Source organism: Geopseudomonas aromaticivorans (genome assembly GCF_019097855.1).
Classification (GTDB): domain Bacteria; phylum Pseudomonadota; class Gammaproteobacteria; order Pseudomonadales; family Pseudomonadaceae; genus Geopseudomonas; species Geopseudomonas aromaticivorans.
The window spans coordinates 211,521-236,856 of sequence record NZ_JAHRGL010000001.1 but is presented as its reverse complement, the minus strand read 5'-3'; the positions used below and the strand labels follow the sequence as shown (position 1 = coordinate 236,856).

The window sequence follows — 25,336 nt, the reverse complement described above, 5'->3', positions numbered from 1 at the left end:
GCCGGTTACGCCGCTATGGCCCGCGGCTGGCCAGCCGCAGGTGACCCGGCGGGTTTTGCAGCAGGTACAGCAGGGTGTCCAGCGTCGCGGCTATCTTGCGGGCAGCCGCGCCGGGGTGCTGCAGGCACTCGAACAGCAGGCCGCCGATGCAGCCCTGGAAAACCTCGCCGATGGCCGGAATATCCAGCTCGGCGGCCAGCTCGCCGCTGGCGACGGCGTCGGCCAGCAGGCGCTGCAGACGGCGCATGAAACCCTCCCGGAGCTGCTCCAGGCGCAGGGGGATAGGCTCGCTGGCCGCCGTGCGTTCGCTCTTGTGCAGGATGATCTCGGACAGCTTGCGCGGCGCATCGCCGCTGATGCTTTCGCCAAGGTCCTCGTGCAGGCGCTGCCAGCCGGCCTGGAAGCCGATGCCGGCTGGCACGGCGTCTTCGAGGGGGTGCGCCTGCTCGTCGAGAATGCTCTGCAGCAGATCCTGCTTGCCCTTGAAGTGCCAGTAGATGGCGCCGCGGCTGACGCCGGCCTGCTCGGAGATCTGGGCGAGCGTGGCGTTGGCGAGGCCATCCCGGGCGAACACTTCGACGGCCGCGTCGAGAATGCGCTGGCGCGTCCGTGCGGCCTCTTCGGGGGTCTTTCTGGCCACGGGGGCGTCCTCAGGAGTTTCGCGGGGCGCGCCCGATCGCCCGCTCGATATTCTGTTTGCAGGCCAGCAGCGCCTGCTGGAACGCTTCGCGCCTGGGCATTGCCCGCGAACTGGGTGCCACCACGGCAATGGCGTAATGGCCCAGATAGGTGTCCAGCAGCACGGCAAACGAGCACAGGCCCTCGATGTACTCGCCGAGGTCGACCGCCACCTCGCAGGCCTTGATCTCCGCCAGCTGCTCCAGCAAGGCCTCGCGAGCCAGGGTCATGGGCGTGAACACCGGCAAGGGATCGGGCAACAAGGCGCTGATCGCGTCCTCGCTCAACTCGGCCAGCAGCGCCTTGCCACTGGCCGTGGCAGCGGCCGGGGCGTTGATGCCGATGGGGAACACCACGCGCAGCTCGCGCTCGGCGACGATGCGATCGACCACATAGGTCTTGTCGCCGACCAGCGAAGACAGGCACACCGACTCCTGAAGCTGCTCGCTGAGTGCGCTGAGGTGCGGCCTGACCAGGGAAATGATGTCGGTCTGCGTCTGGCTGATCAGCTGGCCGAGCGCCGGGCCCAGGCGGAAGCCGCCGCTGGGGCCGAGGGCGGTGACCAGAAACTCCTCCTCGAGGGCGTTGATGATGCGCTGCACCGTCGAGCGCGGCAGATCGACGAGCTGGGCGATGGCCGCCAGGCTCAGCCCCTGCGGATTGCTGCCCAGGGCGCGCATGATGGCAGCGGCCCGGGCGATCACCTGGATGCCCGAGTGCTTGCCGCTTTCGCTGATTTCTTCGTGTTGACTCATTGACTTCTCTTCGTATCGGCGGTCGGCCGCCGCACGCCCCATGTCAGGCCGGTGGCTACTGTAGTGGCCAGCCGCGGCCCAGACCAGCACCTCCTTGCGCCCGGCCGCTGCACGGATTTCGTTACATTCGTGCTTGTCTCGTCAAAACCACATAATGGTACACTGAATCGCATTACGATACATGCGGGCGAAAGCCTCAACTTCCATGCGATTCAAAGGAGACGAGCCGGTGAAGCACAAACGGCCCTTGCGTGCGATGCGGATATTCCCCCTGGCAGCTCTGGTGCTGCTGGTCGGTTGCGGCGAACAGGAACAGGCGGCCAGCGCACCGCCGGCGCCGGAAGTCGGTGTCTTCACCGTGCAGGCTCGACCACTGACCCTGACCACCGACCTGCCGGGGCGCACCAGTGCCTACCGGGTCGCCGAGGTGCGCCCACAGGTCAGCGGCATCCTGCAGCAGCGCCTGTTCACCGAGGGCAGCCAGGTGAAGAAGGGCCAGCCGCTGTACCAGATCGACCCGCGCACCTACGAGGCGCGCCTGTCGCGCGCCGAAGCCAACCTGACCACCGCCGAGAACCTGGCCAGTCGCTACGAGCGCCTGCTCAAGACCAACGCGGTCAGCCGGCAGCAGTACGACGACGCCCAGGCCGCCTGGAAGCAGGCGCAGGCCGAGGTGCAGGTGGCGCGCATCGACGTGCAGTACACCAAGGTGCTGGCGCCGATCTCCGGGCGCATCGGCCGCTCGGCGGTCACCGAGGGCGCGCTGGTGACCAACAGCCAGGCCCAGGAGCTGGCCACCGTGACCCAGCTCGATCCGATCTATGTCGACGTCAACCAGCCGATCACCAAGCTGCTCGGCCTGCGCCGCGCGCTGGAGTCCGGACGGCTGCAGCGCAGCGGCGAGCACCAGGCCGAGGTCAGCCTGACCCTGGACGACGGCAGCGCCTATCCGCTGCCCGGCACCCTGAAGTTCTCCGAGGTCAGCGTCGATGAGACCACCGGCTCGGTGACCCTGCGCGCCGAGTTCCCCAATCCGGAGCGCAAGCTGCTGCCCGGCATGTTCGTCCACGCGCTGCTCAAGGAAGGCACCCAGCAGGATGCCCTGCTGGTGCCGCAGCAGGCGGTGGTCCGCGACAGTCGCGGCCAGCCCGGTGTCTGGGTGGTCAAGGCCGACGCCAGCGTCGAACTGCGCGAGGTCGAAACCCTGCGCACCGTGGGCAACGCCTGGCTGATCGGCAAGGGCATCCAGAGCGGCGAGCGGGTGGTGACCGAGGGCATCCAGCGGGTGCGCAGCGGCATCACGGTCAAGCCGGTCGCGGCCAGCAACGTCGAACTGGCCGCCGAATTCGGCAAGCCGACCGACCAAGCGGCCAACTGAGGAGCTCGCCCCCGATGTCACGTTTCTTCATAGACCGGCCGATCTTCGCCTGGGTGCTGGCGATAGTCGCCATGCTTGCCGGCACGCTGTCGCTGCTGAAAATGCCGATCAGCCAGTACCCCAACATCGCCGCTCCGGCGGTGGCGATCCAGGTCAGCTACCCGGGCGCCTCGGCGCAGACGGTGCAGGACACCGTGGTGCAGGTCATCGAGCAGCAGCTCAGCGGCCTCGACGGTTTCCGCTACATGTCCGCCGAAAGCAGTTCCGACGGCAGCATGAGCATCATCGTGACCTTCGAGCAGGGCACCAATCCGGACATCGCCCAGGTGCAGGTGCAGAACAAGCTGCAGCTGGCCACGCCCCGGCTGCCCCAGGAAGTGCAGCGCCAGGGCCTGCGCGTGGTCAAGTACCAGAAGAACTTCTTCCTGATCATCGGCCTGGTGGACACCACCGGCAAGCTGAGCAACTTCGACCTCGGCAACCTGATCTCCTCGCAGTTGCAGGATCCGATCTCGCGCATCGACGGTGTGGGCGACTACCTGCTGTTCGGCTCGCCCAACGCCATGCGCATCTGGCTCGATCCTGCCAAGCTCAACAGCTACCAGCTGACCCCGGCCGACGTGGCCGACGCCATCCGCCAGCAGAACGTGCAGGTGTCCTCCGGCCAGCTCGGTGGTCTGCCGACCCGTTCGGGCGTGCAGCTCAACGCCACCGTGCTCGGCAAGACCCGCATGACCAGTGCGGCGGAATTCGAGGAAATCCTCGTCAAGGTCAAGGCCGACGGTGCGCAGGTCCGCGTCAAGGATGTGGCCAGGGTCGAGCTGGGCGCCGACAACTTCGCCATTTCCAGCAAGCACAACGGCCGGCCCTCGGCCGGTCTCGCCCTGCGTCTGGCCAGCGGTGGCAACCTGCTGGAAACCGTGGAGGCGGTGAAAGCCGTCATGGAGAAGCAGAAGGCCTACCTGCCGGAAGGCATCGAGGTGCTCTATCCCTATGACACCACCCCGGTGGTGGAAGCCTCGATCAGCTCGGTGATCAGCACCATCCTGGAAGCCGTGGTGCTGGTCTTCCTGGTGATGTTCCTGTTCCTGCAGAGCTTACGCGCCACGCTGATTCCCACCCTGGCGGTGCCCGTGGTGCTGCTCGGCGCCTTCGCCGTGCTGCCCTGGTTCGGCATCAGCATCAACGTGCTGACCATGTACGCCATGGTGCTGGCCATCGGCCTGCTGGTGGACGACGCCATCGTGGTGGTGGAGAACGTCGAGCGCCTGATGCACGAGGAAGGTCTGTCGCCGCTGGAGGCCACGCGCAAGTCCATGGGGCAGATCTCCGGGGCGCTGATCGGCATCGGCATGGTGCTGTCGGCGGTGTTCGTGCCGATGGCCTTCTTCGGCGGCTCGGCCGGCATCATCTACAAGCAGTTCGCCGTGACCATCGTGGTCTGCATGGGGCTGTCGGTGCTGGTCGCGCTGATCTTCACCCCGGCGCTGTGCGCCACCCTCCTCAAGGCGCCCAAGGGCGATGCCCACCATGAGAAGAAGGGCTTCTTCGGCTGGTTCAACCGCAGCTTCGACCGCGGCGCGACACGCTTCGAGCGCGGCGTCGGCGGCATGCTCAAGCAGCGCGGCCGCTACCTGCTGGCCTTCGTGCTGATCACCGCCGGCACCGGCTACCTGTTCACCCAGATCCCCAAGGCCTTCCTGCCCAACGAGGACCAGGGCCTGATGATGGTGGAAGTGCGCATGCCGGTGAACTCTTCGGCCGAGCGTACCGAAGCGGTGCTCAAGGAGGTCCGGGATTACCTGCTGGAAGAAGAGGGCGAGCTGGTGAACTCGTCGCTGACCGTCAACGGCTTCAACTTCGCCGGCCGCGGGCAGAACTCGGGTCTGGGCCTGGTCATGCTCAAGGACTGGAGCGCTCGCAGCGAGGAAGGCCAGGACGTGTTCAGCCTGGCCCAGCGCGCCAACGCCCGCTTCGCGCAGATCAAGGACGCCACCGTGATGGCCTTCGTGCCGCCGGCGATCCTCGAGATGGGTAACGCCATGGGCTTCGACCTGTACCTGCAGGACAACTCCGGCCAGGGGCACGCGGCGTTGATGGAGGCGCGCAACCAGTTCCTGCAACTGGCCAACCAGCATCCGAAGCTGCGCGCGGTGCGCCCCAACGGCAAGGACGACGAACCTCAGTTCCAGGTCAAGATCGACGACGAGAAGGCCCGCGCCCTGCAGGTCAGCATCGCCTCGATCAACGACACCATGTCGGCCGCCTGGGGTTCGATGTATGTCAACGACTTCATCGACCGCGGCCGGGTCAAGCGCGTCTACCTGCAGGGCGAGGACGATTCGCGCATCTCGCCGGAAGACTTCGACAAGTGGTACGTGCGCAACGCCCTCGGCGAGATGGTGCCGTTCTCGGCCTTCGCCACCGGCGAATGGGTCCACGGTTCGCCCAAGCTGGAGCGCTATGGCGGCATCTCCTCGGTGGAAATCCTCGGCGAGCCGGCACCCGGCTACAGCACCGGCGACGCCATGCTCGCCATCGTCGAGATCATGCAGCAGCTGCCGCCGGGCATCGGCCTGAGCTATACCGGCCTGTCCTACGAGGAGATCCAGACCGGCGACCAGGCGCCCATGCTCTACGCGCTGACCGTGCTGATCGTGTTCCTCTGCCTGGCCGCCCTCTACGAGAGCTGGTCGGTGCCGGCGTCGGTGATGCTGGTGGTGCCGCTGGGCATCCTCGGTGCGGTGCTCGCCACCCTGTGGCGCGACCTCACCGCCGACGTGTACTTCCAGATCGGCCTGATGACCACCGTCGGCCTGTCGGCGAAGAACGCCATCCTGATCGTCGAGTTCGCCAAGGAGCTGTACGAGAAGGAAGGCATGCCGCTGGCCAGGGCCGCCGTCGAGGCCGCCAAGCTGCGCCTGCGGCCGATCATCATGACCTCGCTGGCCTTCACCTTCGGCGTGCTGCCGATGGCCATCGCCTCCGGCGCCGGCTCCGGCAGCCAGCACTCGATCGCCACCGGCGTGGTCGGCGGGATGATCACCGCCACTGTACTCGCGGTGTTCTTCGTGCCGCTGTTCTATGTGGTGGTGGTCGCGCTGTTCGAGCGCAACAAGAAGAAAGCGCCCCAGGCGGAAGGAGAGTCGGCATGAAATTGAAGTATCTGACCCTGGCGGTGGCGGTGGCGCTCGGCGGCTGCAGCCTGATCCCCGATTATGAACGCCCGGCCGCGCCGGTCCAGGCCGACTGGCCGCAGGGCAAGGCCTACCCGCCGGCGGGGGCGGGCGAGGTGGGCGCCGCCGCACTGGGCTGGCAGGCGTTCTTCCGCGACCCGGCGCTGCAGCGCTTGATCGGCGTGGCGCTGGACAACAACCGCGACCTGCGCCAGGCGGCGCTGAACGTCGAGGCCTATCGCGCCCTGCATCGCATCCAGCGCGCCGAGCTGTTCCCCACGGTCGACGCCGGTGCCGGCGGTACCCGCCAGCGACTGCCCGACGACCTGTCGCCGAGCGGCGAGGCGGGCATCCAGAGCCAGTACGACGTGTCGCTGGGAATCGCCTACGAGCTGGATCTGTTCGGCCGCCTGCGCAGCCTCGAACGTTCGGCCCTGGAGCAGTACCTGGCCACCGCAGAGGCACAGCGCAGCGTGCAGATCGCCCTGGTCGGCGACGTGGCCACTGCCTACCTGACCTGGCGCACCGACCAGGCCCAGCTGGCGCTGACTCGCTCGACCCTGGACAGCTACACCAAGAGCCTGCGCCTGATCGAAACCAGCCAGGAGGTCGGTACCGCCTCGGCGCTCGACGTGCGCCAGGCGCGCAGCCTGGTGCAGCAGGCGCGGGTGCAGCAGGCGCTGTATACCCGCCAGGTGGCGCAGGACGTCAACGCCCTGCAGCTGCTGCTCGGCAGCGCCGTGCCGGGCGACCTGCCGCAGGACGGCGGGCTCGACGCTGCGCTGCTGGCCGAGCTGCCCGCCGGCCTGCCGGCGGATCTGCTGCAGCAGCGCCCGGACATCCGCGCCGCCGAGCATCGCCTGCGCGCCGCCAACGCCGATATCGGCGCGGCACGCGCGGCGTTCTTCCCGAGCATTCGCCTGACCGCCGCGGCGGGCACCGCCAGCAGCGAGCTGGACGGCCTGTTCGACGGCGGCTCGGGGATCTGGAGCTTCGTGCCGCGGATCAACGTGCCGATTTTCACCGCCGGCCGGCTCAAGGCCAACCTCGACTACGCGAAGGTGCAGAAGGACATCAATGTTGCGCAGTACGAGCGGAGCATCCAGGGTGCCTTCCGCGAGGTCGCCGACGGTCTGGCCGCGCGCGGCACCTACGGCGAGCAACTGCAGGCGCAGCGCGATCTGGTCGACAACAACCGCGAGTACTACCAGTTGGCCCGCCAGCGCTACGACGAGGGGGTGGACAACTACCTGGCCGTGCTCGACGCCCAGCGCGAGCTGTTCGCCGCCCAGCAGCAGCTGCACAGCGACCGCCTGCGCCAGCTGAGCAGCGAGGTGGCGCTGTACAAGGCCCTCGGTGGCGGCTGGAGCGCCGCCGCCGCCAAGCGGGGCTGAGGCTCGGCAGCCCCGACGCCCCGGCCGTGTGCTGATCCGTCCGGACAGGACGATCAGCACACGGCGGCGGCGCCTGTCATCTGCCTGCCGCCGCGCTGTCATCCCGCTTACACGGCGCCGTCGCACCATCGGGGAAACCCGCCGGAGGCCGTCGATGACCATAGCCCAGCCGCTCATGCCCAAGCGCAAGCAGTACGTGCGAACCCTGTGGATCTCCGACGTGCACCTGGGGACCCGCGACTGCCAGGCCGAGCGCCTGGATGCCTTTCTCAAGCGCTATCGGCCCGAACGGGTGTACCTGGTCGGCGACATCATCGACGGCTGGAAGCTGCGCAGCGGCGTGTACTGGCCGCAGAGCCACACCAACGTGATCCGCCGGCTGATCAACATGAGCCGGCGCGGCACCGAGGTGATCTACGTCACCGGCAACCACGACGAATGCCTGCGCCGCTACGCCGATCTGGTGCTGGGCAACATCCGCCTGGTCGACGAGGCCGAGCATTTCACCGCCGACGGCCGCCGCCTGCTGGTGCTGCACGGCGACCAGTTCGACGTGATCACCCGCTACCACAGGTGGCTGGCCTTCCTCGGCGACTCGGCCTACGAGTTCACCCTGACCCTCAATCGCTGGCTCAACCACTGGCGCCAGCGCTGGGGCTACGGCTACTGGTCGCTGTCGGCCTGGCTCAAGCACAAGGTCAAGGGCGCGGTCAGCTACATCAGCGAGTTCGAGGAGGCGCTGGCCCGCGAGTGCACCAAGCGCGGCTTCCACGGCGTGGTCTGCGGCCACATCCACCATGCCGAGATCCGCGCCGTCGGCGCCATCGAGTACCTCAACTGCGGCGACTGGGTGGAGTCCTGCTCGGCGCTGATCGAGCACGCCGACGGCCACATCGAGCTGTACCGCCTGGCCGCGGATGCCGACGCGGGGCTGTCGGTGGAAGATGACGCGCTCGAGTCCCTGGCGGAGCCACTGATATGAAACTGCTGATCGTCAGCGATGCCTGGGCGCCGCAGGTCAACGGCGTGGTCACCAGCCTGCGGGCGTTGAGCGCGGAGCTGCAGGCGCTCGGCCACGAGGTGTGCGTGCTGTCGCCGCAGGACTTCCGCGCACTGCCCTGTCCGGGCTATGCGGCGATCCCGCTGGCCTGGGATGTCTGGAACGTGGCCGGGAAGATTCGCACGCTCGCCCCGGATGCCGTGCACCTGGCCACCGAGGGCCCGCTCGGCTGGGCCGCGCGGCGCTGGCTCAAGCGCGAGGGGCTGGCGTTTTCCACGGCGATCCACACGCGCTTTCCCGAGTATGTGAGCGAGCGCTGGCCGTGGATTCCGCTGGCCTGGGGCTACGCCTGGCTGCGCGCCTTCCACCGGCCCAGCCAGCAGGTGCTGGTCAGTACCGGGCGGCTGCTCGACGAGTTCGCCCAGCGCGACTTCCCCCGTCTGGCACTGTGGCGCAAGGGCGTGGATCTGCAGCAGTTCCAGCCGCGTCTCGAGGCCCGGGAGGCGGCGCCGCCGGTGTTTCTGTATGCCGGGCGGATCGCGCCGGAGAAGAACCTCGAGGCGTTCCTCGACCTCGATCTGCCGGGCGAGATGCAGGTGGTGGGTGACGGACCGTTGCGCGCGGAGCTGGAGCGGCGCTATCCGCAGGTGCGCTTCTTCGGCTACCTGGATGCCGCCGGGCTGGCCGAGGCCTATCGGCGCGCCAGCGTGCTGGTGTTCCCTTCGCGCACCGACACGCTCGGTCTGGTGATGCTCGAGGCGCTGGCCTGCGGCACACCGGTGGCGGCGTTTCCAGTCTGCGGGCCGCTGGACGTGCTGCGCCAGGGGGTCAGCGGAGTGATGGATGAGGACCTGCGCCAAGCCTGTCTGCAAGCCCTGACGCTGGACCGGGAGCAGTGCGCCGCCGAGGCGCAGCGCCACTCGTGGCAAGCCTCGGCGCTGGAATTCCTGGCGTGCCAGCCGCGGCTGGATGGCGCGCCCTGTCTGCCGAACGCACCGCTCAGCGCTGACCGAACAGCTCCTTGAAGAACTCCTGCATGTCGTCCCAGGAGCGCTCGTCGGCGGCCTTCTGGTAGCCGAGATCAAGGCCCTGGGCCTGGTAGGCGTCGGCGTCGGGATTGCTGAAGCCGTGCTTGGCGCCGGGCAGGCTGACAAAGCGGTAGTCGATGTCGGCCTTGTACATTTCTGCCTTGAAGTCATCGACCTGCTTGGCGTCGACCATGCTGTCCGCTGCGCCGTGCTCGACCAGGATCCTGGCCTTCACCGAGCCGGGGGTGGCCGGGGTGGTGGTGGCGAGGGGGCCATGGAAGCTGACCACGCCGGCCAGGGGCACGCCCTGGCGGGCCATGTCCAGCACCACCTTGCCGCCGAAGCAGTAGCCGATGGCCGCCAGCTTCTTCTTGTCGGTCCGCGGCTGCTGCTTGAGCAAGTCGAGGCCGGCGAGGAAGCGCTTGCGGGCAGCATCGGCGTCGGCCGTCGCCGCCTGCATGAAACTCTTGGCGTCGGCCGGGTGGGTGGTGTTCCTGCCTTCGCCATACATGTCGATGGCCAGGGCGCTGTAGCCGAGGGCCGCGAGGTCGCGGGCGCGGCGCTTGGCGTAGTCGTTCAGCCCCCACCACTCATGCACCACCACCACCCCGGGGCGCTTGCCGGAAACGGCGTCGTCCCAGGCGTAGTAGCCGACCAGGTGCGTGCCGTCGCTACTCTGGTAGGGGATTTCCTGGGTCTGGATGGCGGCGTGGCTCAGGCCGCTGAACGCAAGCAATACGCCGATCAGGCTGGAACGCATGACAAGTCCTCCGAGTTGACTGACTCACAAGCGTAGGTGGCTGAATCACGGCTGTGAAGGCAAGGCTGGCGGATTTCCCGCCGGGCGGGCGGCGGATTCCCGCCGCAAGAGGACGGTTGGAAGCCTTTGTATATGCTCAAGTCATTGATTTAAATGGGTTTTATGTGTTTTTCCGTGGGTGGCACGGGGCTTGCTGTATCAATCTGCCCCTTCGTCCCGGACGCGGGGGTACAACAAGTCCCTCGGATAGGGGGCTACCGCGCTTGGTGAAGTCTGCCGCAAGGAGCTGGGAGACGGTCGCCCGGGAGAAAAACAGTCATGCCTCGTCAACCGTTCTACAAGAGCCTGTACGTCCAGGTGTTGGTCGCGATCGCCATCGGCGTTGCGCTGGGCCATTTCTATCCGGAAACCGGCGCGGCGATGAAGCCCCTGGGTGACGGCTTCGTCAAGCTGATCAAGATGGCCATTGCGCCGATCATCTTCTGTACCGTGGTCAGCGGCATCGCCGGCATGCAGGACATGAAGGCAGTAGGCAAGACCGGCGGCATCGCCCTGCTGTATTTCGAAGTCGTCTCCACCGTAGCGCTGGTCATCGGCCTGGTCGTAGTCAACGTGGCGCAGCCGGGCGCCGGCATGCATATCGATCCCGCCACCCTGGATGCCAGCAGCATCGCCGCCTATACCAAGGCCGGTGCCGAGCAGAGCACCGTGGCCTTCCTGATGAACGTGATCCCGAACACCGTGGTCGGTGCCTTCGCCGAGGGCAACATCCTCCAGGTGCTGTTCTTCGCCATCCTGTTCGCTTTCGCCCTGCAGCGCATGGGCAAGCTGGGCAAGCCGGTGCTGGAGTTCATCGACGGCATTGCCCATGTGATGTTTGGCATCATCGGCGTGATCATGAAGCTGGCTCCGCTCGGTGCCTTCGGCGCCATGGCCTTCACCATCGGCAAGTACGGCGTCGGTTCGCTGGTGCAGCTCGGCCAGCTGATGCTGTGCTTCTACATCACCTGCGTGTTCTTCGTGCTGATGGTGCTCGGCGCGATTGCCCGCGCCAACGGCTTCAGCATCCTGCGCTTCATCAACTACATCCGTGAGGAGCTGCTGATCGTGCTCGGCACCTCGTCCTCCGAGTCGGCGCTGCCGCGCATGCTGAACAAGATGGAGAAGCTCGGTTGCCACAAGTCGGTGGTTGGCTTGGTGATTCCTACCGGCTACTCCTTCAACCTCGACGGCACCTCGATCTACCTGACCATGGCCGCCGTGTTCATCGCCCAGGCCACCGATACGCCGATGGACCTGACCCAGCAGCTGACCCTGCTGGCGGTGCTGCTGATCTCCTCCAAGGGCGCTGCGGGCGTGACTGGCAGCGGCTTCATCGTCCTCGCTGCCACCCTGTCGGCGGTCGGCGGCCTGCCGGTGGCCGGTCTGGCACTGATCCTCGGCATCGACCGTTTCATGTCCGAAGCGCGCGCGCTGACCAACCTGATCGGCAACGGCGTGGCCAGCGTGGTGGTGGCCAAGTGGTGCGGCCAGCTGGACAACGAGCAGCTGCAGCGCGAGCTGGCCAGCCCCAGCCGCACGGCGGTGGAGCTGCCGCTGGTGGCCGAGGCGGTGGTTACGGCTGACGTAGCTCGCCGCTGAAGACTAGCGTCTCTCTGCAGCGCCGGCACAGGTAACGGCGCCCCCGCAGCACCAGCGCATGGCGCTGCGGGGTGAACGGAAACTCCCCGTCCGGACACCGGCAGCGGTACAGATAGTGCCGCTGCCGGCGTTTCACTTCATACGTATGGCAGCGCTCGGCCGGCAGGCCGTAGACCCTGGCCATGATCCCTTGCCACTCGCTGCCGTGCGGGCGGATGCCTGAGCCGAACAGCTGGTGGGCGACCAGGTGCGCCACTTCGTGGGCGACGGTCTGGCGCAGGAAATGCTCGCGATTCTCCCGATACAGCTGGGCGTTGAAGCGCAGGCGGTTTTCGCTCAGGTGGGCGACCCCTGCCTTGAGCCCGCGCAGGCGCAGGCTGACCTCGGGGCGCAGGAAGCGGCGGGCGAAGAAGGCTTCGGCCTGCTGGTAGCAGGCCTCGACGCGGGCCATGAGCTGTTCGGACATGAGCGGGTGGCTCCTGAGAGGTTGCACCGATTATGCCCAAACTGGTCGACAGCGTGCGCCGCACAAACAACAAGGCCGCCCACAGGCGGCCTCAAGTGAAGGGTCCTTGCTTATTCAGCGTGCATAGACGGGACCCACGCCAAACCCCCACAGGACGACCGAGGTGGCCATGATCGCCACCAGCACCACCAGTCCCACCGCCAGCACCGAGCTGGAGAACATGAAGCCTTCTTCCTTGGGAATGTTCATGAAGGACGGGATGCCGACATACAGCAGGTAAGCCGTGTAGCACACCGCTGCGGTGCCGATCGCCATGCTCAGCCACATGTTCGGATACAGGGCGGCCAGGCCACCGATGAACAGAGGCGTGGCGCAGTAGGCAGCAAACACCATGCAATCGCTCAGGCTCGGGTTGGCATCGTAGGTGCGGGCCATCCAGTGGATGAAGGCACCCATCACGGCAACGCCGACCAGCATGGCGAGGTAGGACATTATCGTCATCTGCAGTGCGCTACCTGCCGTCAGGCGTACCGCCTCGCCGCCGGCTATCGACCAGCCGACCTGGGTGGTGCCGATGTAGGCGGAAATGGCCGGAATGGCAGCCAGTAGCAGGACATGGCTCAGGTACATGTGGCTGATGCTTTCGTGCTCGCCACGGATCTCTTGCCATTCCTGATCAGGATGGGTGAAGAGCCCCCAAACGTGGTTGATCATGAGCAATACCTCCTTCTTATATGCGGATCGCCCCAGACGGGGCGCCGGAGGCACATGGCCAGTGCCGTCCGGTGCCGGGTCGGCCTATGCGACCTTATGTCACAGTATAGGCGCCGGTCGCCGGCTGCAGCGGGGGAGGGTAGAGCGATTTTGCCTCTCAGCGAGGGCTGTAATAGCGATCCAGAATTTCCATCGCCTTGTTGATCGACTGCAGGCGCGTGGTGCTGCCGCCGCGATCCGGGTGGTGCTGGCTGACCAGCTGGCGATAGCGCAGGCGGATGGCCGGGTAGTCGGTGCGGGCGTCCAGGCCGAACAATTCCAGCGCCGCCTGCTGTTCCTCGCCGTGGTGCATGCGGGTCCAGAAGCTCTGCAGCAGGTGCTCGACATCCGCTTCGCTGGTGTCGCGCAGGTGCGCCTCGTCGAGGTAGTAGGCGCGTAGCGCATCGTGCTCGACGAGACCCTGTGCGCCATCCCGGTAGGGCATCAGGCGGATCAGCAGGGGGCTGATGTCCAGATGCGCACTTTGCTCGGCCCACAGGCGGTCGCGCAGGCGGTAGAGGGCGTTGAACACCAGGAAGTGGGTGCGAAACAGCACCAGCCTGTCGCGCAGCGGCAGATTGGGGATGTGCGTGCAGTGTCCGCTCTTGAGCTGCTGGATGAGCTGGTGTTCGCTGAGTCCGTCGGGGGACTGGCGCAGCAGCGTCAGCAGTTGCTCGAGCAGGTCGAGGGCGGGATCGAAAAGGCTGTTCATGGGCTGAGCCTAGCATGCGCCCGCGGGGCGATTGCCGGACGCCGGCGCACGGCGTGATCCGCCTCGCAGTGCCGCGCCGACATCCGCGATCGGTGGTCTCGATTGGGCTGGGGTGATCGCGCGTTTGTGCGTAAAATGAGCGCCTTTTTCGCAACTCCCCCGGACTCCACACCACCATGGGCACCCTTTCGGTCAACCAGAACAAGCTGCAGAAACGCCTGCGTCGCCAGGCCGGCGAAGCCGTCACCGACTTCAACATGATCGAGGACGGCGACAAGGTCATGGTCTGCCTGTCCGGCGGCAAGGACAGCTACACCATGCTCGACGTGCTGCTCTATCTGCAGAAGGTCGCGCCGATCAAGTTCGAGATCGTGGCGGTGAACATGGACCAGAAGCAGCCGGGCTTCCCCGAGCACGTGCTGCCGGAGTACCTGAAGTCCATCGGCGTCGACTACCACATCATCGAGAAGGACACCTACTCGGTGGTCAAGGAGAAGATCCCGGAAGGCAAGACCACCTGCTCGCTGTGCTCGCGCCTGCGCCGCGGCACCCTGTACACCTATGCCGACGAGATCGGTGCGACCAAGATGGCTCTTGGCCACCATCGCGACGACATCCTCGAGACCTTCTTCCTCAACATGTTCTACGGCGGCACCCTCAAGGCCATGCCGCCCAAGCTGCTCTCCGACGACGGCCGCAACGTAGTGATCCGTCCGCTGGCCTACTGCAGCGAGAAGGACATCGAGGCCTACGCCCAGCTCAAGGAGTTCCCGATCATCCCGTGCAACCTGTGCGGCTCGCAGGAGAACCTGCAGCGCCAGGTGGTCAAGGAGATGCTCCACGAGTGGGAACGCAAGTCGCCGGGGCGCACCGAGATCATGTTCCGCGCCCTGCAGAACGTGGTGCCCTCGCAGCTGGCCGACCGCAACCTGTTCGACTTCCAGAGCCTGAAGATCGACGACGACGCCACTCCGCGCTTCATCGACGTGATGAGCCTCTGAGTGGATGCGGCCGGCTTGTCAGCCGGCCACCCCTGCAGTAAGGTTCCAGCATCCTTCTGGAGAACGACATGCCGCTCAGCCTCGACCATCAGCCCCTCGCCCGCACCGGTGCCGCTTGCGCCGCGCTGGCGTGCGCGCCGCTGGTCGTCGCTGGCGCGTATTCCTTTTATGGGTTTTGGTTTAGCTGCCTGAGCGCCTGATACCCCACAGGCGCCCGAGTAACAGGGTCGCCACCCAGCAGTTCCCCCAAACCCCCGGTTGGCAACCCAACCGGGGGTTTTGTTTTTCCGGCCGGACAAGGCCCGACGCAACGAGGATCCACCGATGAACAGCTACCGCACCTGTTACCGCTACTGCCGCTACGACTGGCGATTTAGCCGTTGCACCGCCGCTTCGCTACCTCTCGACCGAACAATTCGCTAGCGCCGCGCGGCATTGCCGCCGGTCAAAGGACCGCCAGATCATGAATGTCTCCGCTTCCGCCCGACTCGCCACCCCCCAATCCCCGGCCCGCCGCAGCGCCCAGCCGCTGCCCAGCCCCGCCCTGTTGCGCCAGCGCCTGCCGCTGAGCGACACGCTCGCCGCCCGCGTCGAGCGCGACCGGGCCGCCATCCGCGCCGTACTCGACGGCCAGGACCCGCGCCTGCTGGTGGTGCTCGGCCCCTGCTCGCTGCACGATGCCGAGTCGGCCCTCGACTACGCCGCACGCCTGGCCGCGCTGGCGCCGCAGGTCGACGACCGGCTGCTGCTGGTGATGCGTGCCTACGTCGAGAAGCCGCGCACCACGATCGGCTGGAAGGGACTGGTCTACGACCCGCATCTGGACGGCAGCGGCGACATGGCGGCGGGGCTGGCGCTGTCGCGCCGGTTGATGCTGGACATCCTCGAGCTCGGCCTGCCGCTGGCCAGCGAACTGCTGCAGCCGCTGGCGGCCGGCTATTTCGACGATCTGCTCGGCTGGGCGGCGATCGGCGCGCGCACCAGCGAGTCGCAGATTCACCGCGAGATGGTCAGCGGCCTGGACCTGCCGGTGGGCTTCAAGAACGGCACGGACGGCAGCCTGGGGATTGCCTGCGACGCCATGCGCTCGGCGGCGCACGCGCACCGCCACTTCGGCATCGACGCCCTCGGCCACCCGGCGCTGCTGGAAACCCGCGGCAACCCGGATACCCATCTGGTGCTGCGCGGCGGCCACGGCGGACCGAATCATGACGCCGGCAGCGTCGCCGCCGCCCGCGTCGCGCTCGAGCGCCAGGGCATCCCGGCGCGGATCGTGGTCGATTGCAGTCACGCCAACAGCGGCAAGGATCCGCTGCGCCAGCCGCAGGTGCTGGAGGATGTGCTCGACCAGCGCCTGGCCGGCGATGCCAGCCTGCGGGGGGTGATGCTGGAAAGCCATCTGTTCGACGGCTGCCAGCCGCTGTCCGGCGCGCTGCGCTACGGGGTGTCGATCACCGACGGCTGCCTGGGCTGGGCCGGCACCGAGCAGAGCCTGTTGCGCGCCGCCGAGCGGCTGCGCGGCTGAGGCGACGGCGGCGTCCCGCGAGCCGTGCCGGGCTTGCGGGGCGGCGCCGCTTGCGGGCAACCTTGCCGCTTCTTTTGCCACGCGAGCGGAGCGGCAATGCGCGATTACCCCTGGCTGCACGAATACTGTCTGAGCCGCTTCGGCTCGCCCGCCGCGCTGGAAGCGCGTCTGCCGCAGCCGAAGTCGACGGCCGAGCTGCGCGCCGTCCCGGACGACCGCTACCTGTCGCTGCTCAGCCTGCGCATCTTCCGCGCCGGGCTCAAGCACAGCGTGGTGGACGGCAAGTGGCCGGCCTTCGAGGAGGTGTTCTTCGGCTTGGATCCGCACAAGGTGGTGCTGATGGGCGCCGAGCATCTCGAGCGGCTGATGCAGGACGCGCGCCTGATCCGCCACCTCGCCAAGCTGAAGAGCGTGCCGCGCAACGCCCAGTTCGTCCTCGACGTGGCGCGCGAGCATGGCAGCTTCGGCGCCCTGCTGGCCGACTGGCCGGCGAGCGACATCACCGGTCTGTGGCGCTACCTGAGCAAGCACGGCTGCCAGCTCGGCGGCCTGTCTGCGCCGCGCTTCCTGCGCATGGCCGGCAAGGACACCTTCATTCCCACCGACGACGTGGTCGCTGCGCTCAAGGCGCAGGGCATCGTCGACAAGGCGCCGACCAGTCAGCGCGACCTGGCGGCGGTGCAGGCGGCCTTCAACCAATGGCAGGCCCAGAGTGGCCGGCCGCTGTGCCAGCTGTCGATGATGCTGGCCTGTACGGTCAATCACTGAGGCGGCGAGCCGGCTACCTGCGCGCCTCCACACACTCACCAGGCGCCGAATTTGCCGCGCCGATAGCGGCAAACATACCGTCATGTGCTTCCCGTAAGCTGTGCGCCTTCGCTGGGGGGGCTCGCGTGCTGGATGATTGCGAGCGCTCTATCTCGCTGGTTTCAGGCTTTCTCCAGGCCCTTTGCCTGTGGCAGGGTGTCGCGCAGACGGAGCTGCTAGCGGACAAAGTCACACTCTGCCCGATAAAATTTGCAAATCGACTTGATAGCCGGCATAGTCGAGCCTCATCAAATTTCAGCCACCCTTACATCGACACGGTCGTGCCCATGCTCAAACGCTTCGCACCCCTCGTGCCACTTACCCTGGCCCTTTTTCTCGCGGCTTGCGCCAGCACTTCGCAGCAGCCGCAGCAGTCCTACAGCAGCCCGAACCAGGAACTGTCCTTCGAACTGGACGCCGCAGCCGCCGCCAAGGCGGAAGAGAGCAGCGTCGAGCAGCAGCTGCTCGACGGCAAGCCCTACGAGCTGCCCAGCCTGCACGCCATCCTAGAACGCGGCTTCTCCCTGATCGGTACGCGCTACCGTCCGGGTGGCAGCTCGAGCGCGACCGGCTTCGATTGCAGCGGTTTCATCGGCTACCTGTTCCGCGAAGAGGCGGGCATCAAGCTGCCGCGCTCGACCCGCGAGATGATCAACATGCCGGCGCCGAAAGTAGCCCGTCATGACCTGCAGCCCGGCGACCTGATTTTCTTCGCCACCAGCGGTCGTGGTCGCGTAAATCACGCGGGCATCTATATTGGTGATGGCGAGTTCATCCACTCCTCCAGCACCCGTAGCGGTGGCGTGCGGGTGGACAAGCTGGCCAGCAGCTACTGGAACAGCCGTTATCTGATGGCCAAGCGCGTTATCGACGAATAAGCGCAAGACCCGGCCACACCCCTTGCGGGGCGTGCCGGGGCTGATCGATGCAAGGGTGCCGCGCTCGCATGCGCGGCACAGTCGCAGGCGTTTGCCGCAAGGATATGCCACATGACAGCGCCATTCCGCCTAGCCTGTATCCTGCTCGTCTCGCTCCTCGCGGGCTGCTCCTCGCAGGCTCCGCTTCCCTCCCAGACACCCGTTCGTCAGGCACCGGTCGCTTACGGACCTGCCGAGGATGTGTTGTTTCGCGCCATCGGCCTGGTTGGCACCCCTTATCGCTGGGGCGGCAACACGCCTGACAGCGGCTTCGACTGCAGTGGCCTGATCGGCTACGTGTACCGCGATGCCGCCGGGGTGCAGTTGCCGCGTACCACCCGCGAGATGAGCGCGCTTCGCGCGCCCCAGGTGGCGCGTCAGCAGCTGCAGTCGGGCGATCTGGTGTTCTTCGCCACCAATGGTGGCCGCCAGGTCAGTCATGCCGGTATCTACGTCGGCGAAGACCGCTTCGTGCATGCCCCCAGTGCCGGCGGCACGGTGCGTCTCGACAGTCTCAACAACAGCTACTGGCAACAACGCTACCTCGATGCCCGTCGCGTGCTGGGCGGGGAGCGCCTGGCGCGCAACCCCTGAGCCCATCACGCGCTGCTCAGCCGCGCTGCCAGTTGACGTCCAGGTGGGTTTCGTTTTCGGTGTAGGTGTAGCTCACTTCCCCATCGTAGGCGGCCTCCAAGGCGTGACCGATGCGGTTGGCCAGATGCGTGCCGGTGGTGGCGACCATGACCTTGTTGTCTTCCTCGCTGATGCCGATCAGGCGCTCCAGGGGATGTTCCTTGCTCTCGCTTTCCTCGGTGTTGCGGATCAGATGGAGGAGGTCGTCGCGGTGAGCCTGCACGAATCCGCCTGACAGGATGACGTTGCCGGCCGCGTCGTTTTCGGCGATGCGCCGGCAGGCCGGGCAGGTGATGTCCTCGGGGTGACTGCCGGCCTCGCGCTGCCAAGACCAGCGACCGGCATGGAAATAGGCGCCGCAGCCGGTGCAGTGGGCGGTGCCGGCCAGATGCTGGTGCTCCTTGTCTCGATCATGGTGCTGAGGCTGGAGGAGCGTGTCTTTGTGGCCCTGCTGATGTTTGTCCATGACTGACTCCCGCTGAAAGATTGGTCTGCCGGCCCCACGATGTCCGTGTCGGCCACATGTCCACTCCAGTCTTGAAAAGCGCGCCGGGGGACCGTTTGATTATGGTCAAGCCTGTCCCCGCACCCTTAGTTGCATTCGCTGTTTGCAGAGGGATTCTGATCGCGATTCGGCGTCAGGCTGCTTCTGGCTTGCAGACCCGGCTGTCCGGTATAGGCTTGCAGGAACCGGCTGCCCGACCTGCAGCCCGCAGGAGGTTTGCATGATGCGCAAGGCGCAGATCGAGGTGCCGATTCCCGATCGGGTCGCGGCCGGCAAGGCCCTGGCCCGCCTGCTCGATGCCTATCGAAACCAGTCCGACACCATCGTCTTGGCTCTGCCGCGCGGCGGGGTGCCGGTGGCGTGGGAGATCGCCCGCGAGTTGGCGCTGCCGCTCGACCTGATGCTGGTGCGCAAGCTCGGCATGCCCGGGCACGAGGAGTACGCCATGGGGGCCATCGCCAGCGGCGGGGTTCGGGTGCTCAACGAGGAGGCGCTGCGCTACGGTCGTGTCGACGCCGCGACTATCGAGAGGGTGACCGAGCGCCAGACGCGCGAGCTTGAGCGGCGCGACCACCTCTACCGGGGCAGTCGCCCGCTCCCTGGCTTGCAGGGTTGCCAGGTGCTGCTGGTCGACGATGGCCTGGCGACCGGTTCGACCATGCGCGCGGCGGTGCTGGCGGTGCGCCAGCAGGCCCCGGCGCGCATCGTGTTGGTGGCGCCGGTGGCCTCCACCGACGCCATCGCCATGCTCCGACCGCTGGTGGACGAAGTGGTCTGCCCGCTGGTGCCGGACGCCCTGTCCTCCATCGGCGAGTGGTACAGCGACTTCGGCCAGACCAGTGACGAGGAGGTGCAGGCGTTGCTGCGTCAGGCCTGGGCGCGCTGATTATTCCCAGCGGCCGGGCGAGTAGGAAAACACCGGCAGCGACCACGACCAGCGGATCGCCGCCAGGCGCAAGGCCAGGCCGAAACCGAAGGAGGCGAGCAGGGTGATGTCCTGGTTGACGCCGAACTTGTGCAGCAGCAGGTAGAGCATGGCCACCAGCATGGAGACGCTGGCATACAGTTCGTGGCGCAGCACCACCGGTACGCGCTGGCAGAGAATGTCGCGCAGGATGCCGCCGAACACGCCGGTGATCATGCCGGCCATGATCACCACCGGGGTCGAGTAGTTGAGCTCCAGCGCCACGTTGCAGCCGATCACGGTGAAGGCGATCAGGCCCATGGCGTCGAGCACCAGGAAGATCTTGTGCAGGTGATGCATGAAGCGGGCGACCAGCATGGTGAACAGGCCGGCGCCGATGGTCAGGTAGATATAGGCCGGATGCTGGGTCCAGCCCACCGGAAAGTGGCCGAGCAGGATGTCGCGCACCGTGCCGCCGCCGAGAGCGGTGACGAAGGCGATCAGGGCGACGCCGAACATGTCCATGTTGCGCCGGCCGGCGGCCAGCGCACCGGACATGGCTTCGGCCGTGATCGCGATGAGATAGATGTAGATGAGCAAGAGAGGACTCCTTGGTCCGCAGCGCCTCTCCCTCTGTCCTGTGTACCTGAGAGTTTACGCAGCCGTCGGCTGCTTGCCCCTTCGGTGGGTTGCCCGTAGCAACCGCTCTCCAGATGTGGCGAAAATGGGCGTCCACAGTTCTTGAGCCTGAGCGATTATGGGAGTTTGCGCCTTCGGCGGAGCGTCCGCATGGCCTTGGCGGCCGCGGCGAACGCTCACTCTCCTGCGAACCGGCGCATTATACGGGCGAGTCCCGCGCTTGCCAGCCTGGCGATGGTCGGAAGTGGTGCGCAGGGTCCCTGAGCGGCGTCAATTCAGGGCGCGGCGCAGCACCTCGATGCAGAATTCGCGCTCATAGGGCGGCACGTTGCACTCGATGATGTCGGTGGGGGCCACCTGCAGGCGCAGCCCGGTGATATCGGCGCGCACCGGCTGGCGGCTCACGCAACGGTCGACCAGCACCGCCGTGCGCGTCTCCACCGCGCCCAGCTGGGCCAGCCAGGCGCTGGCCCGCAGCAGCGAGTGCCCTTCGTAGAGCACGTCATCGACCAGCAGCAGGCTGGTGCGCGACAGGTCCAGGGCGGCCAGCTCGGGGTTCTCGGTCAGCGCCGTTTCCGCATGCAGCAGGCTGAGATCGTCGGCATAGCGCTTGAGGTGCAGCGGGTATAGCGGCCAGCGCGGCAGGCCGCAATGCTCCACCAGCGCACTCTGCATGCGCTGCGCCAACGGTTCGCCGCGGCGCAGGATGCCCACCAGCACCACCTCGCGGCGCCCGACGAACAGCGCCGCAGCCTGGCGCGCCATCTGCTCGATCACCCCGTCGAGCTGCTGCGCCGAATACAGCCGGAAGCGTTCGCCGGCGGGCTTGCTGTTCATGGTTGGCCTCTCGATGTCTATCCGGATGACGACTTACAGCGTAGATCCGCAGCGGCGCGCCTGCCTCGCTCAGTCCGCCACGGCCTCCAGCCGCGTCAGCCAGGGCGCGCGCTCGCCAGCGTCGACAAAGGCCGCCTCCAGGCTGTTGCGCGCGATGCGCTTGAGTTCGTCGCGCGACAGCTGCAGTGCCAGCGCAGTCTGCCGGTAGTTCTCCAGGACATAGCCGCCGAAATACGCCGGATCGTCGGAGTTGATCGTCACCTTGAGGCCCGCAGCGAGGAGGGTCTTGAGGTTGTGCTGGCGCAGGTCGGGGAATACGCACAGCTTGACGTTGGACAGCGGGCAGACGGTGAGCGGGATCTGCTCGCGAGCCAGGCGCGCCAGCAGCGCCGGGTCCTCGGCGGCACGGACGCCGTGGTCAATGCGCTCGACCTTGAGCAGGTCCAGGGCTTCGACGATATAGGCCGGCGGGCCTTCCTCGCCGGCGTGGGCGACGACATGCAGGCCCAGCTCGCGGCAGCGAGCAAACAGGCGGGCGAACTTGCTCGGTGGGTGACCCTGCTCCGAGGAGTCGAGGCCGACGCCGTGGATGCGCGCGAGGTGTGGCAGGGCCTGCTCGAGGGTGGCGAAGCCGTCCTCCTCGCTAAGGTGGCGCAGGAAGCAGAGGATCAGTCGCGAGCTGAGGCCATAGCGCTCGCGGGCCTCGCGGCAGGCGCGCTCCAGGCCGTCGAGCACGGTGGCGAAGGCCACCCCGCGCGCGGTATGGGTCTGCGGGTCGAAGAACAGCTCGGCATGCACCACGCCATCGGCGTGGGCGCGCTCGAAGTAGGCCATCGCCAGGTCGAAGAAATCCTGCTCGTGGATCAACGCGGCAGCGCCGGCGTAGTACAGGTCGAGAAAGCTCTGCAGATCGCTGAATGCATAGGCGGCACGGGTTTCCTCGACGCTGTGCCAGGGCAAGGCGATGCCGTTGCGTGCGGCCAGCGCGAACATCAGCTCCGGCTCCAGGGTGCCTTCGATGTGCAGGTGCAACTCCGCCTTGGGCAGGGCACGCAGGTACTGTTCGAGATCCATGATGAACTCCGTTTCCGGTGAGCCCGAGGCTGCGCAGGCCCGGGGTATTGGGTTTCAGCGTAGAGCAGTGCGCGGTGGCGGGCGCCTGTCGTGGCGCGCGCCAGAGCCGCCAGTCAGTGCTCGGCAGCTTCCAGCGCGGCCAGGATCGGCGCGTCGTGCTGGTAGATGTCCGGGCGGAACTGCAGTCGACCCGCGTCGTCGGCCTCCGCCGTCCAGTAGGCCAGCAGGATGGTCACGGCGTGGGGCAGGTTGACGTTCTTGGTCTTGCCGCTGGCATGGATCTCGGCGATGCGCTCGCGCTCGGCCGGGCTGGCGTCGGCCAGCAGATGGTCGAGCAGCTGCAGGACATTCTCGACCCGCACGCAGCCCGAACTGAACACCCGGGGCAGCTTGTTGAACAGCTGCTGGCTGGGGGTGTCGTGCAGATACACCGAGAACGGGTTGGGGAAGCGGATGGCGAGCACGCCCAGCGCGCTTTTCGGGCCGGCGTCCTGGCGCAGCAGGATGCCGTGGGGGTTGTGCCAGTCGATGGCATGTGGATTCAGCTCGTTGCCGGCGTTATCCAGCACGCGCATGCGGTTTTCCGCCAGATAGCCGATGTTGCGCTGGATTTCCGGCAGCTTGTCCTTGCGGAAGATGGTCGGCGGCACCGTCCAGGTCGGGTTCAGGGTCAGGTGAGTGATGCGCGACTTCAGCAGAGGCGAGGGGCGCTCGGCCCGGCCCACCTGGGTGCGGGCCTGCCACAGCAGCTGGCGGTCGCGGTAGTAGGACACCCGGGTGCCGGCGAGATCCACCAGCACCATGCTCGGCTCCATTTCCCGGGCCAGCCAGCGCAGGCGTTCGAGGTTGACGCGCACCTGGTCCCGGCGGGCGGCGGCCGAGATGTTCAGTTCGGTCAGGGTCGCCGGGCCGACGACGCCGTCGGGCTGCAGCTGATGGTCGCGTTGGAAGGTTTCGACGGCGTCCACCAGCAGCGGATCGTACAGGTCGCTGTCTGCGCCAGCCGGACGGAGCGCCGTTCTGCTCAGATAGCCTGCGCGGCTGAGGCGCTGCTCCAGCAGCGGCACACGGGGATCGCGCTTGTCCGGGCGCAGCAGCGGGCCGTCGGCGATCCGCGGCCAGGCGGGCAACGGCTGCTGGCGGAGGCGGGCATAGGCGTTGCGCAGGTTGCGATAGGGCTTGAACTGCGGGCGCGCCTGCTCGAAGGTGGCGGCCAGGTCGTCCAGTCCGCGGGTCGCAAAAGCCGGAGCCCCGCTCGGCCTGCTGGGGGCCGGGGTGTGCTGGGAGTGCCAGATCGGCTCCACCTGCGCCGGATCGAGCCGGCCCCAGCTCAGGTCCTGCAGCGCCTGCAAGTAGGCATGGCTGGCCAGCACTTCGCGGCAGGCAGTGCGCTGGGCGTCGCTGGCGGAGAGGCGCTCGAGCCTGCGCAGGTCGGCCAGGTGATAGGTCTCCGGCGACAGGCCGTCGTCGGCCAGGCGCTCCAGCTGCGTCAGCAGGCTGGCGAGACGGGCGCGGTTCCAGGCACGCTCGGAACCCTGTTGCCGGTAGAAGTCGAGCAGTGTTTCCCGCGCGCTGGCGGCGAGCGGCACGGGGCGACTGGCACAGCTCAGCTGGCTCTGCTGCAATTCGGCTTGCAGCGCGTTGTCAGGCTCGCCAGCGACTGCTCCGGCGACTGCCAGCTGGCAGCTCGCCAGCAGCATCGCCAGCATGGTTGTGTGTTTTTTAGACAAACGCTCAACTCCCGACCATCATTTGCTTGCTAGAATGCCTTAATAACGTGCGGTAGCGCAGCCAGATGCTGATGTGCGCCGTTGATCATAAGCAGGACGACAGTAACAACGACAGGGCGTCATGTAACGGACGGACGGAGCGTGGGGCGGTGCGCTGGCGAGGCTGGCGCCGCAGTTTCTCGTGCTCTGTCGGTACAACAACAGAGGACACCTTTCTCCATGACCAGGCTGATTCGCTCGCTCTGGCTGGCTGCAAGTCTTGCGGCTTTCTCTTCTCCACTACTGGCAAGCCCCCCCAGTGCTCCGTCGTTGATCGACAGCCTGGCCAAGGCCGCGCCGACCCTGAACCACGAAGTGCTGCGCCATGCCCTGGCGGCCATGCAGTGCGCGGTCAACAACGGCTCCGCGCCGGCCGACCGTCTGGCGGTCATCGACTTCTCGCTGCCCTCGTCGGAGCGCCGCCTGTGGGTCTTCGATCTCAAGCGCAAGACCCTGCTGCTGCGCGAGCTGGTCGCCCACGGGCAGGGCTCCGGCGAAAACTTCGCCACCAGTTTCTCCAATCGCGAAGGCAGCCACCAGTCGAGCATCGGCCTGTTCCGCACCTCGGAAACCTATCACGGGCAGCACGGCTACTCGCTGCGCATGGACGGCCTGGAGCCCGGCATCAACGACCGTGCCCGCGAGCGCGCCATCGTCATCCACCCCGCCGACTACGTCGATCCGGCCTGGGTCAAGCGCCATGGCCGCATCGGCCGCAGCCACGGTTGCCCGGCGGTGCGTCCGGAAGTGGCTCGTATGGTGATAGACAATCTCAAGGGGGGGCAGTTCATGTTCTCCTGGTATCCCGACCGCAAGTGGATGCAGTCTTCCGCCTACCTCAACTGCAAGCCGCAGCGGGTGGCGGCAATCCTCGCCGCGCGCGATTCGGATAGCTGATCGGGGGCTGAGCCCGAAGCCTTTCGTAGGGTGGGTTAGCCGCGCAGCGGCGTAACCCACCAGCGCGACCGCCCGGTCGCGCACCAG

24 protein-coding genes and 2 riboswitches are annotated in these 25,336 nt (G+C 67.0%); of the genes, 13 read left to right on the top strand and 11 right to left on the bottom strand.

Annotation, left to right across the window (positions count from 1 at the left end; genetic code table 11):
* Positions 1–13: 13 nt before the first annotated feature.
* On the bottom strand, positions 14–640 hold the full coding sequence (locus KRX52_RS01095) for a TetR family transcriptional regulator (protein ID WP_217679299.1): 627 nt from the start codon (positions 638–640) through the stop codon (positions 14–16).
* Between the two features lie 10 nt (positions 641–650).
* Positions 651–1,433 carry an IclR family transcriptional regulator gene (locus KRX52_RS01090; RefSeq protein WP_217679298.1) on the bottom strand — a complete coding sequence of 261 codons (783 nt, stop codon included), beginning with the start codon at positions 1,431–1,433 and terminating at the stop codon, positions 651–653.
* 256 nt (positions 1,434–1,689) lie between these two features.
* Here KRX52_RS01090 and KRX52_RS01085 point away from each other — a divergent pair, with 256 nt between their 5' ends.
* From KRX52_RS01085 to KRX52_RS01065, 5 genes are all read left to right on the top strand, one after another.
* The gene (locus KRX52_RS01085; protein WP_254797321.1) at positions 1,690–2,811 is read left to right on the top strand and encodes an efflux RND transporter periplasmic adaptor subunit; all 1,122 of its coding nucleotides are present in this window, start codon (positions 1,690–1,692) and stop codon (positions 2,809–2,811) included.
* Positions 2,812–2,825: 14 nt separating this feature from the next.
* A complete protein-coding gene (locus KRX52_RS01080) occupies positions 2,826–5,966 on the top strand; it encodes an efflux RND transporter permease subunit (protein ID WP_217679296.1) in 3,141 nt (1,046 codons plus the stop codon).
* The gene (gene adeC, locus KRX52_RS01075) at positions 5,963–7,381 is read left to right on the top strand and encodes an AdeC/AdeK/OprM family multidrug efflux complex outer membrane factor (protein WP_217679295.1); all 1,419 of its coding nucleotides are present in this window, start codon (positions 5,963–5,965) and stop codon (positions 7,379–7,381) included. The genes KRX52_RS01080 and adeC overlap by 4 nt, the downstream gene beginning before the upstream one ends.
* Positions 7,382–7,535: 154 nt before the next feature.
* Positions 7,536–8,363: a UDP-2,3-diacylglucosamine diphosphatase gene (locus KRX52_RS01070; RefSeq protein WP_217679294.1), complete on the top strand. Its 828-nt coding sequence runs from the start codon at positions 7,536–7,538 to the stop codon at positions 8,361–8,363.
* Positions 8,360–9,406 carry a glycosyltransferase family 4 protein gene (locus KRX52_RS01065; protein WP_217679293.1) on the top strand — a complete coding sequence of 349 codons (1,047 nt, stop codon included), beginning with the start codon at positions 8,360–8,362 and terminating at the stop codon, positions 9,404–9,406. The genes KRX52_RS01070 and KRX52_RS01065 overlap by 4 nt, the downstream gene beginning before the upstream one ends.
* On the opposite strand, the gene KRX52_RS01060 is transcribed toward KRX52_RS01065, so the two are convergent.
* Positions 9,381–10,169 (bottom strand): dienelactone hydrolase family protein, encoded by a 789-nt coding sequence (locus KRX52_RS01060; protein ID WP_217679292.1) that lies wholly within the window; start codon positions 10,167–10,169, stop codon positions 9,381–9,383. The two genes, KRX52_RS01065 and KRX52_RS01060, sit on opposite strands and share 26 nt — an antisense overlap.
* 318 nt (positions 10,170–10,487) lie before the next feature.
* Between KRX52_RS01060 and KRX52_RS01055 the strand changes: the two genes are divergently transcribed.
* Complete coding sequence (locus tag KRX52_RS01055; protein WP_217679291.1) at positions 10,488–11,810, top strand: dicarboxylate/amino acid:cation symporter; 1,323 nt, start codon at positions 10,488–10,490, stop codon at positions 11,808–11,810.
* On the opposite strand, the gene KRX52_RS01050 is transcribed toward KRX52_RS01055, so the two are convergent.
* The 3 genes from KRX52_RS01050 to KRX52_RS01040 form a co-directional block, all read right to left on the bottom strand.
* Complete coding sequence (locus KRX52_RS01050) at positions 11,785–12,276, bottom strand: SprT family zinc-dependent metalloprotease (RefSeq protein WP_217679290.1); 492 nt, start codon at positions 12,274–12,276, stop codon at positions 11,785–11,787. The genes KRX52_RS01055 and KRX52_RS01050 overlap by 26 nt on opposite strands.
* A 114-nt stretch (positions 12,277–12,390) precedes the next feature.
* A complete protein-coding gene (locus tag KRX52_RS01045) occupies positions 12,391–12,990 on the bottom strand; it encodes a Yip1 family protein (protein ID WP_217679289.1) in 600 nt (199 codons plus the stop codon).
* A 157-nt stretch (positions 12,991–13,147) separates the two neighbouring features.
* Positions 13,148–13,741, bottom strand: coding sequence for a DNA-J related domain-containing protein (locus KRX52_RS01040; RefSeq protein WP_217679288.1), 594 nt, complete (start codon positions 13,739–13,741; stop codon positions 13,148–13,150).
* Positions 13,742–13,917: 176 nt separating this feature from the next.
* Here KRX52_RS01040 and ttcA point away from each other — a divergent pair, with 176 nt between their 5' ends.
* The 5 genes from ttcA to KRX52_RS01015 all read left to right on the top strand — a co-directional run bounded on the left by ttcA (position 13,918) and on the right by KRX52_RS01015 (position 18,585).
* Positions 13,918–14,742, top strand: coding sequence for a tRNA 2-thiocytidine(32) synthetase TtcA (ttcA, locus tag KRX52_RS01035; protein WP_217679287.1), 825 nt, complete (start codon positions 13,918–13,920; stop codon positions 14,740–14,742).
* Positions 14,743–15,205: 463 nt separating this feature from the next.
* Positions 15,206–16,267, top strand: a complete 1,062-nt coding sequence (locus KRX52_RS01030) for a 3-deoxy-7-phosphoheptulonate synthase (RefSeq protein WP_217679286.1) — start codon at positions 15,206–15,208, stop codon at positions 16,265–16,267.
* A 96-nt stretch (positions 16,268–16,363) separates the two neighbouring features.
* Complete coding sequence (locus KRX52_RS01025; RefSeq protein ID WP_217679285.1) at positions 16,364–17,035, top strand: DNA-3-methyladenine glycosylase I; 672 nt, start codon at positions 16,364–16,366, stop codon at positions 17,033–17,035.
* A gap of 326 nt (positions 17,036–17,361) precedes the next feature.
* The gene (locus tag KRX52_RS01020; protein ID WP_217679284.1) at positions 17,362–17,952 is read left to right on the top strand and encodes a C40 family peptidase; all 591 of its coding nucleotides are present in this window, start codon (positions 17,362–17,364) and stop codon (positions 17,950–17,952) included.
* Positions 17,953–18,063: 111 nt separating this feature from the next.
* A complete protein-coding gene (locus KRX52_RS01015) occupies positions 18,064–18,585 on the top strand; it encodes a C40 family peptidase (RefSeq protein ID WP_217679283.1) in 522 nt (173 codons plus the stop codon).
* A 16-nt stretch (positions 18,586–18,601) separates the two neighbouring features.
* On the opposite strand, the gene KRX52_RS01010 is transcribed toward KRX52_RS01015, so the two are convergent.
* Positions 18,602–19,090, bottom strand: coding sequence for a BCAM0308 family protein (locus tag KRX52_RS01010; protein WP_217679282.1), 489 nt, complete (start codon positions 19,088–19,090; stop codon positions 18,602–18,604).
* 259 nt (positions 19,091–19,349) lie between these two features.
* Between KRX52_RS01010 and KRX52_RS01005 the strand changes: the two genes are divergently transcribed.
* Positions 19,350–20,015 carry a phosphoribosyltransferase gene (locus KRX52_RS01005; protein ID WP_217679281.1) on the top strand — a complete coding sequence of 222 codons (666 nt, stop codon included), beginning with the start codon at positions 19,350–19,352 and terminating at the stop codon, positions 20,013–20,015.
* On the opposite strand, the gene KRX52_RS01000 is transcribed toward KRX52_RS01005, so the two are convergent.
* The 4 genes from KRX52_RS01000 to KRX52_RS00985 all read right to left on the bottom strand — a co-directional run bounded on the left by KRX52_RS01000 (position 20,016) and on the right by KRX52_RS00985 (position 24,313).
* Positions 20,016–20,633 (bottom strand): trimeric intracellular cation channel family protein, encoded by a 618-nt coding sequence (locus KRX52_RS01000; protein ID WP_217679280.1) that lies wholly within the window; start codon positions 20,631–20,633, stop codon positions 20,016–20,018.
* Positions 20,634–20,656: 23 nt separating this feature from the next.
* A riboswitch (glycine riboswitch) is annotated at positions 20,657–20,756 on the bottom strand.
* A 2-nt stretch (positions 20,757–20,758) separates the two neighbouring features.
* Positions 20,759–20,869, bottom strand: a riboswitch (glycine riboswitch).
* 73 nt (positions 20,870–20,942) lie between these two features.
* Positions 20,943–21,509, bottom strand: coding sequence for a phosphoribosyltransferase family protein (locus KRX52_RS00995; RefSeq protein WP_217679279.1), 567 nt, complete (start codon positions 21,507–21,509; stop codon positions 20,943–20,945).
* A gap of 69 nt (positions 21,510–21,578) precedes the next feature.
* Positions 21,579–22,583, bottom strand: a complete 1,005-nt coding sequence (locus KRX52_RS00990) for an adenosine deaminase (protein WP_217679278.1) — start codon at positions 22,581–22,583, stop codon at positions 21,579–21,581.
* A gap of 113 nt (positions 22,584–22,696) precedes the next feature.
* Positions 22,697–24,313 carry a L,D-transpeptidase family protein gene (locus KRX52_RS00985; RefSeq protein ID WP_367890514.1) on the bottom strand — a complete coding sequence of 539 codons (1,617 nt, stop codon included), beginning with the start codon at positions 24,311–24,313 and terminating at the stop codon, positions 22,697–22,699.
* A gap of 219 nt (positions 24,314–24,532) precedes the next feature.
* Between KRX52_RS00985 and KRX52_RS00980 the strand changes: the two genes are divergently transcribed.
* Positions 24,533–25,249: a murein L,D-transpeptidase catalytic domain family protein gene (locus tag KRX52_RS00980; RefSeq protein ID WP_217679277.1), complete on the top strand. Its 717-nt coding sequence runs from the start codon at positions 24,533–24,535 to the stop codon at positions 25,247–25,249.
* Positions 25,250–25,336: the final 87 nt, after the last annotated feature.

Coding starts and splice junctions, on each gene's coding strand:
- KRX52_RS01090 (WP_217679298.1), bottom strand. CDS start 1,433: ATGAGTCAACACGAAGAAATCAGCGAAAGCGGCAAGCACTCGGGCATC.
- adeC (WP_217679295.1), top strand. CDS start 5,963: ATGAAATTGAAGTATCTGACCCTGGCGGTGGCGGTGGCGCTCGGCGGC.
- KRX52_RS00980 (WP_217679277.1), top strand. CDS start 24,533: ATGACCAGGCTGATTCGCTCGCTCTGGCTGGCTGCAAGTCTTGCGGCT.
- ttcA (WP_217679287.1), top strand. CDS start 13,918: ATGGGCACCCTTTCGGTCAACCAGAACAAGCTGCAGAAACGCCTGCGT.
- KRX52_RS00995 (WP_217679279.1), bottom strand. CDS start 21,509: ATGAACAGCAAGCCCGCCGGCGAACGCTTCCGGCTGTATTCGGCGCAG.
- KRX52_RS01020 (WP_217679284.1), top strand. CDS start 17,362: ATGCTCAAACGCTTCGCACCCCTCGTGCCACTTACCCTGGCCCTTTTT.
- KRX52_RS01025 (WP_217679285.1), top strand. CDS start 16,364: ATGCGCGATTACCCCTGGCTGCACGAATACTGTCTGAGCCGCTTCGGC.
- KRX52_RS00990 (WP_217679278.1), bottom strand. CDS start 22,583: ATGGATCTCGAACAGTACCTGCGTGCCCTGCCCAAGGCGGAGTTGCAC.
- KRX52_RS01010 (WP_217679282.1), bottom strand. CDS start 19,090: ATGGACAAACATCAGCAGGGCCACAAAGACACGCTCCTCCAGCCTCAG.
- KRX52_RS01015 (WP_217679283.1), top strand. CDS start 18,064: ATGACAGCGCCATTCCGCCTAGCCTGTATCCTGCTCGTCTCGCTCCTC.
- KRX52_RS01080 (WP_217679296.1), top strand. CDS start 2,826: ATGTCACGTTTCTTCATAGACCGGCCGATCTTCGCCTGGGTGCTGGCG.
- KRX52_RS01065 (WP_217679293.1), top strand. CDS start 8,360: ATGAAACTGCTGATCGTCAGCGATGCCTGGGCGCCGCAGGTCAACGGC.
- KRX52_RS01040 (WP_217679288.1), bottom strand. CDS start 13,741: ATGAACAGCCTTTTCGATCCCGCCCTCGACCTGCTCGAGCAACTGCTG.
- KRX52_RS01050 (WP_217679290.1), bottom strand. CDS start 12,276: ATGTCCGAACAGCTCATGGCCCGCGTCGAGGCCTGCTACCAGCAGGCC.
- KRX52_RS01045 (WP_217679289.1), bottom strand. CDS start 12,990: ATGATCAACCACGTTTGGGGGCTCTTCACCCATCCTGATCAGGAATGG.
- KRX52_RS01060 (WP_217679292.1), bottom strand. CDS start 10,169: ATGCGTTCCAGCCTGATCGGCGTATTGCTTGCGTTCAGCGGCCTGAGC.
- KRX52_RS01005 (WP_217679281.1), top strand. CDS start 19,350: ATGATGCGCAAGGCGCAGATCGAGGTGCCGATTCCCGATCGGGTCGCG.
- KRX52_RS01030 (WP_217679286.1), top strand. CDS start 15,206: ATGAATGTCTCCGCTTCCGCCCGACTCGCCACCCCCCAATCCCCGGCC.
- KRX52_RS01070 (WP_217679294.1), top strand. CDS start 7,536: ATGACCATAGCCCAGCCGCTCATGCCCAAGCGCAAGCAGTACGTGCGA.
- KRX52_RS01055 (WP_217679291.1), top strand. CDS start 10,488: ATGCCTCGTCAACCGTTCTACAAGAGCCTGTACGTCCAGGTGTTGGTC.
- KRX52_RS01085 (WP_254797321.1), top strand. CDS start 1,690: ATGCGGATATTCCCCCTGGCAGCTCTGGTGCTGCTGGTCGGTTGCGGC.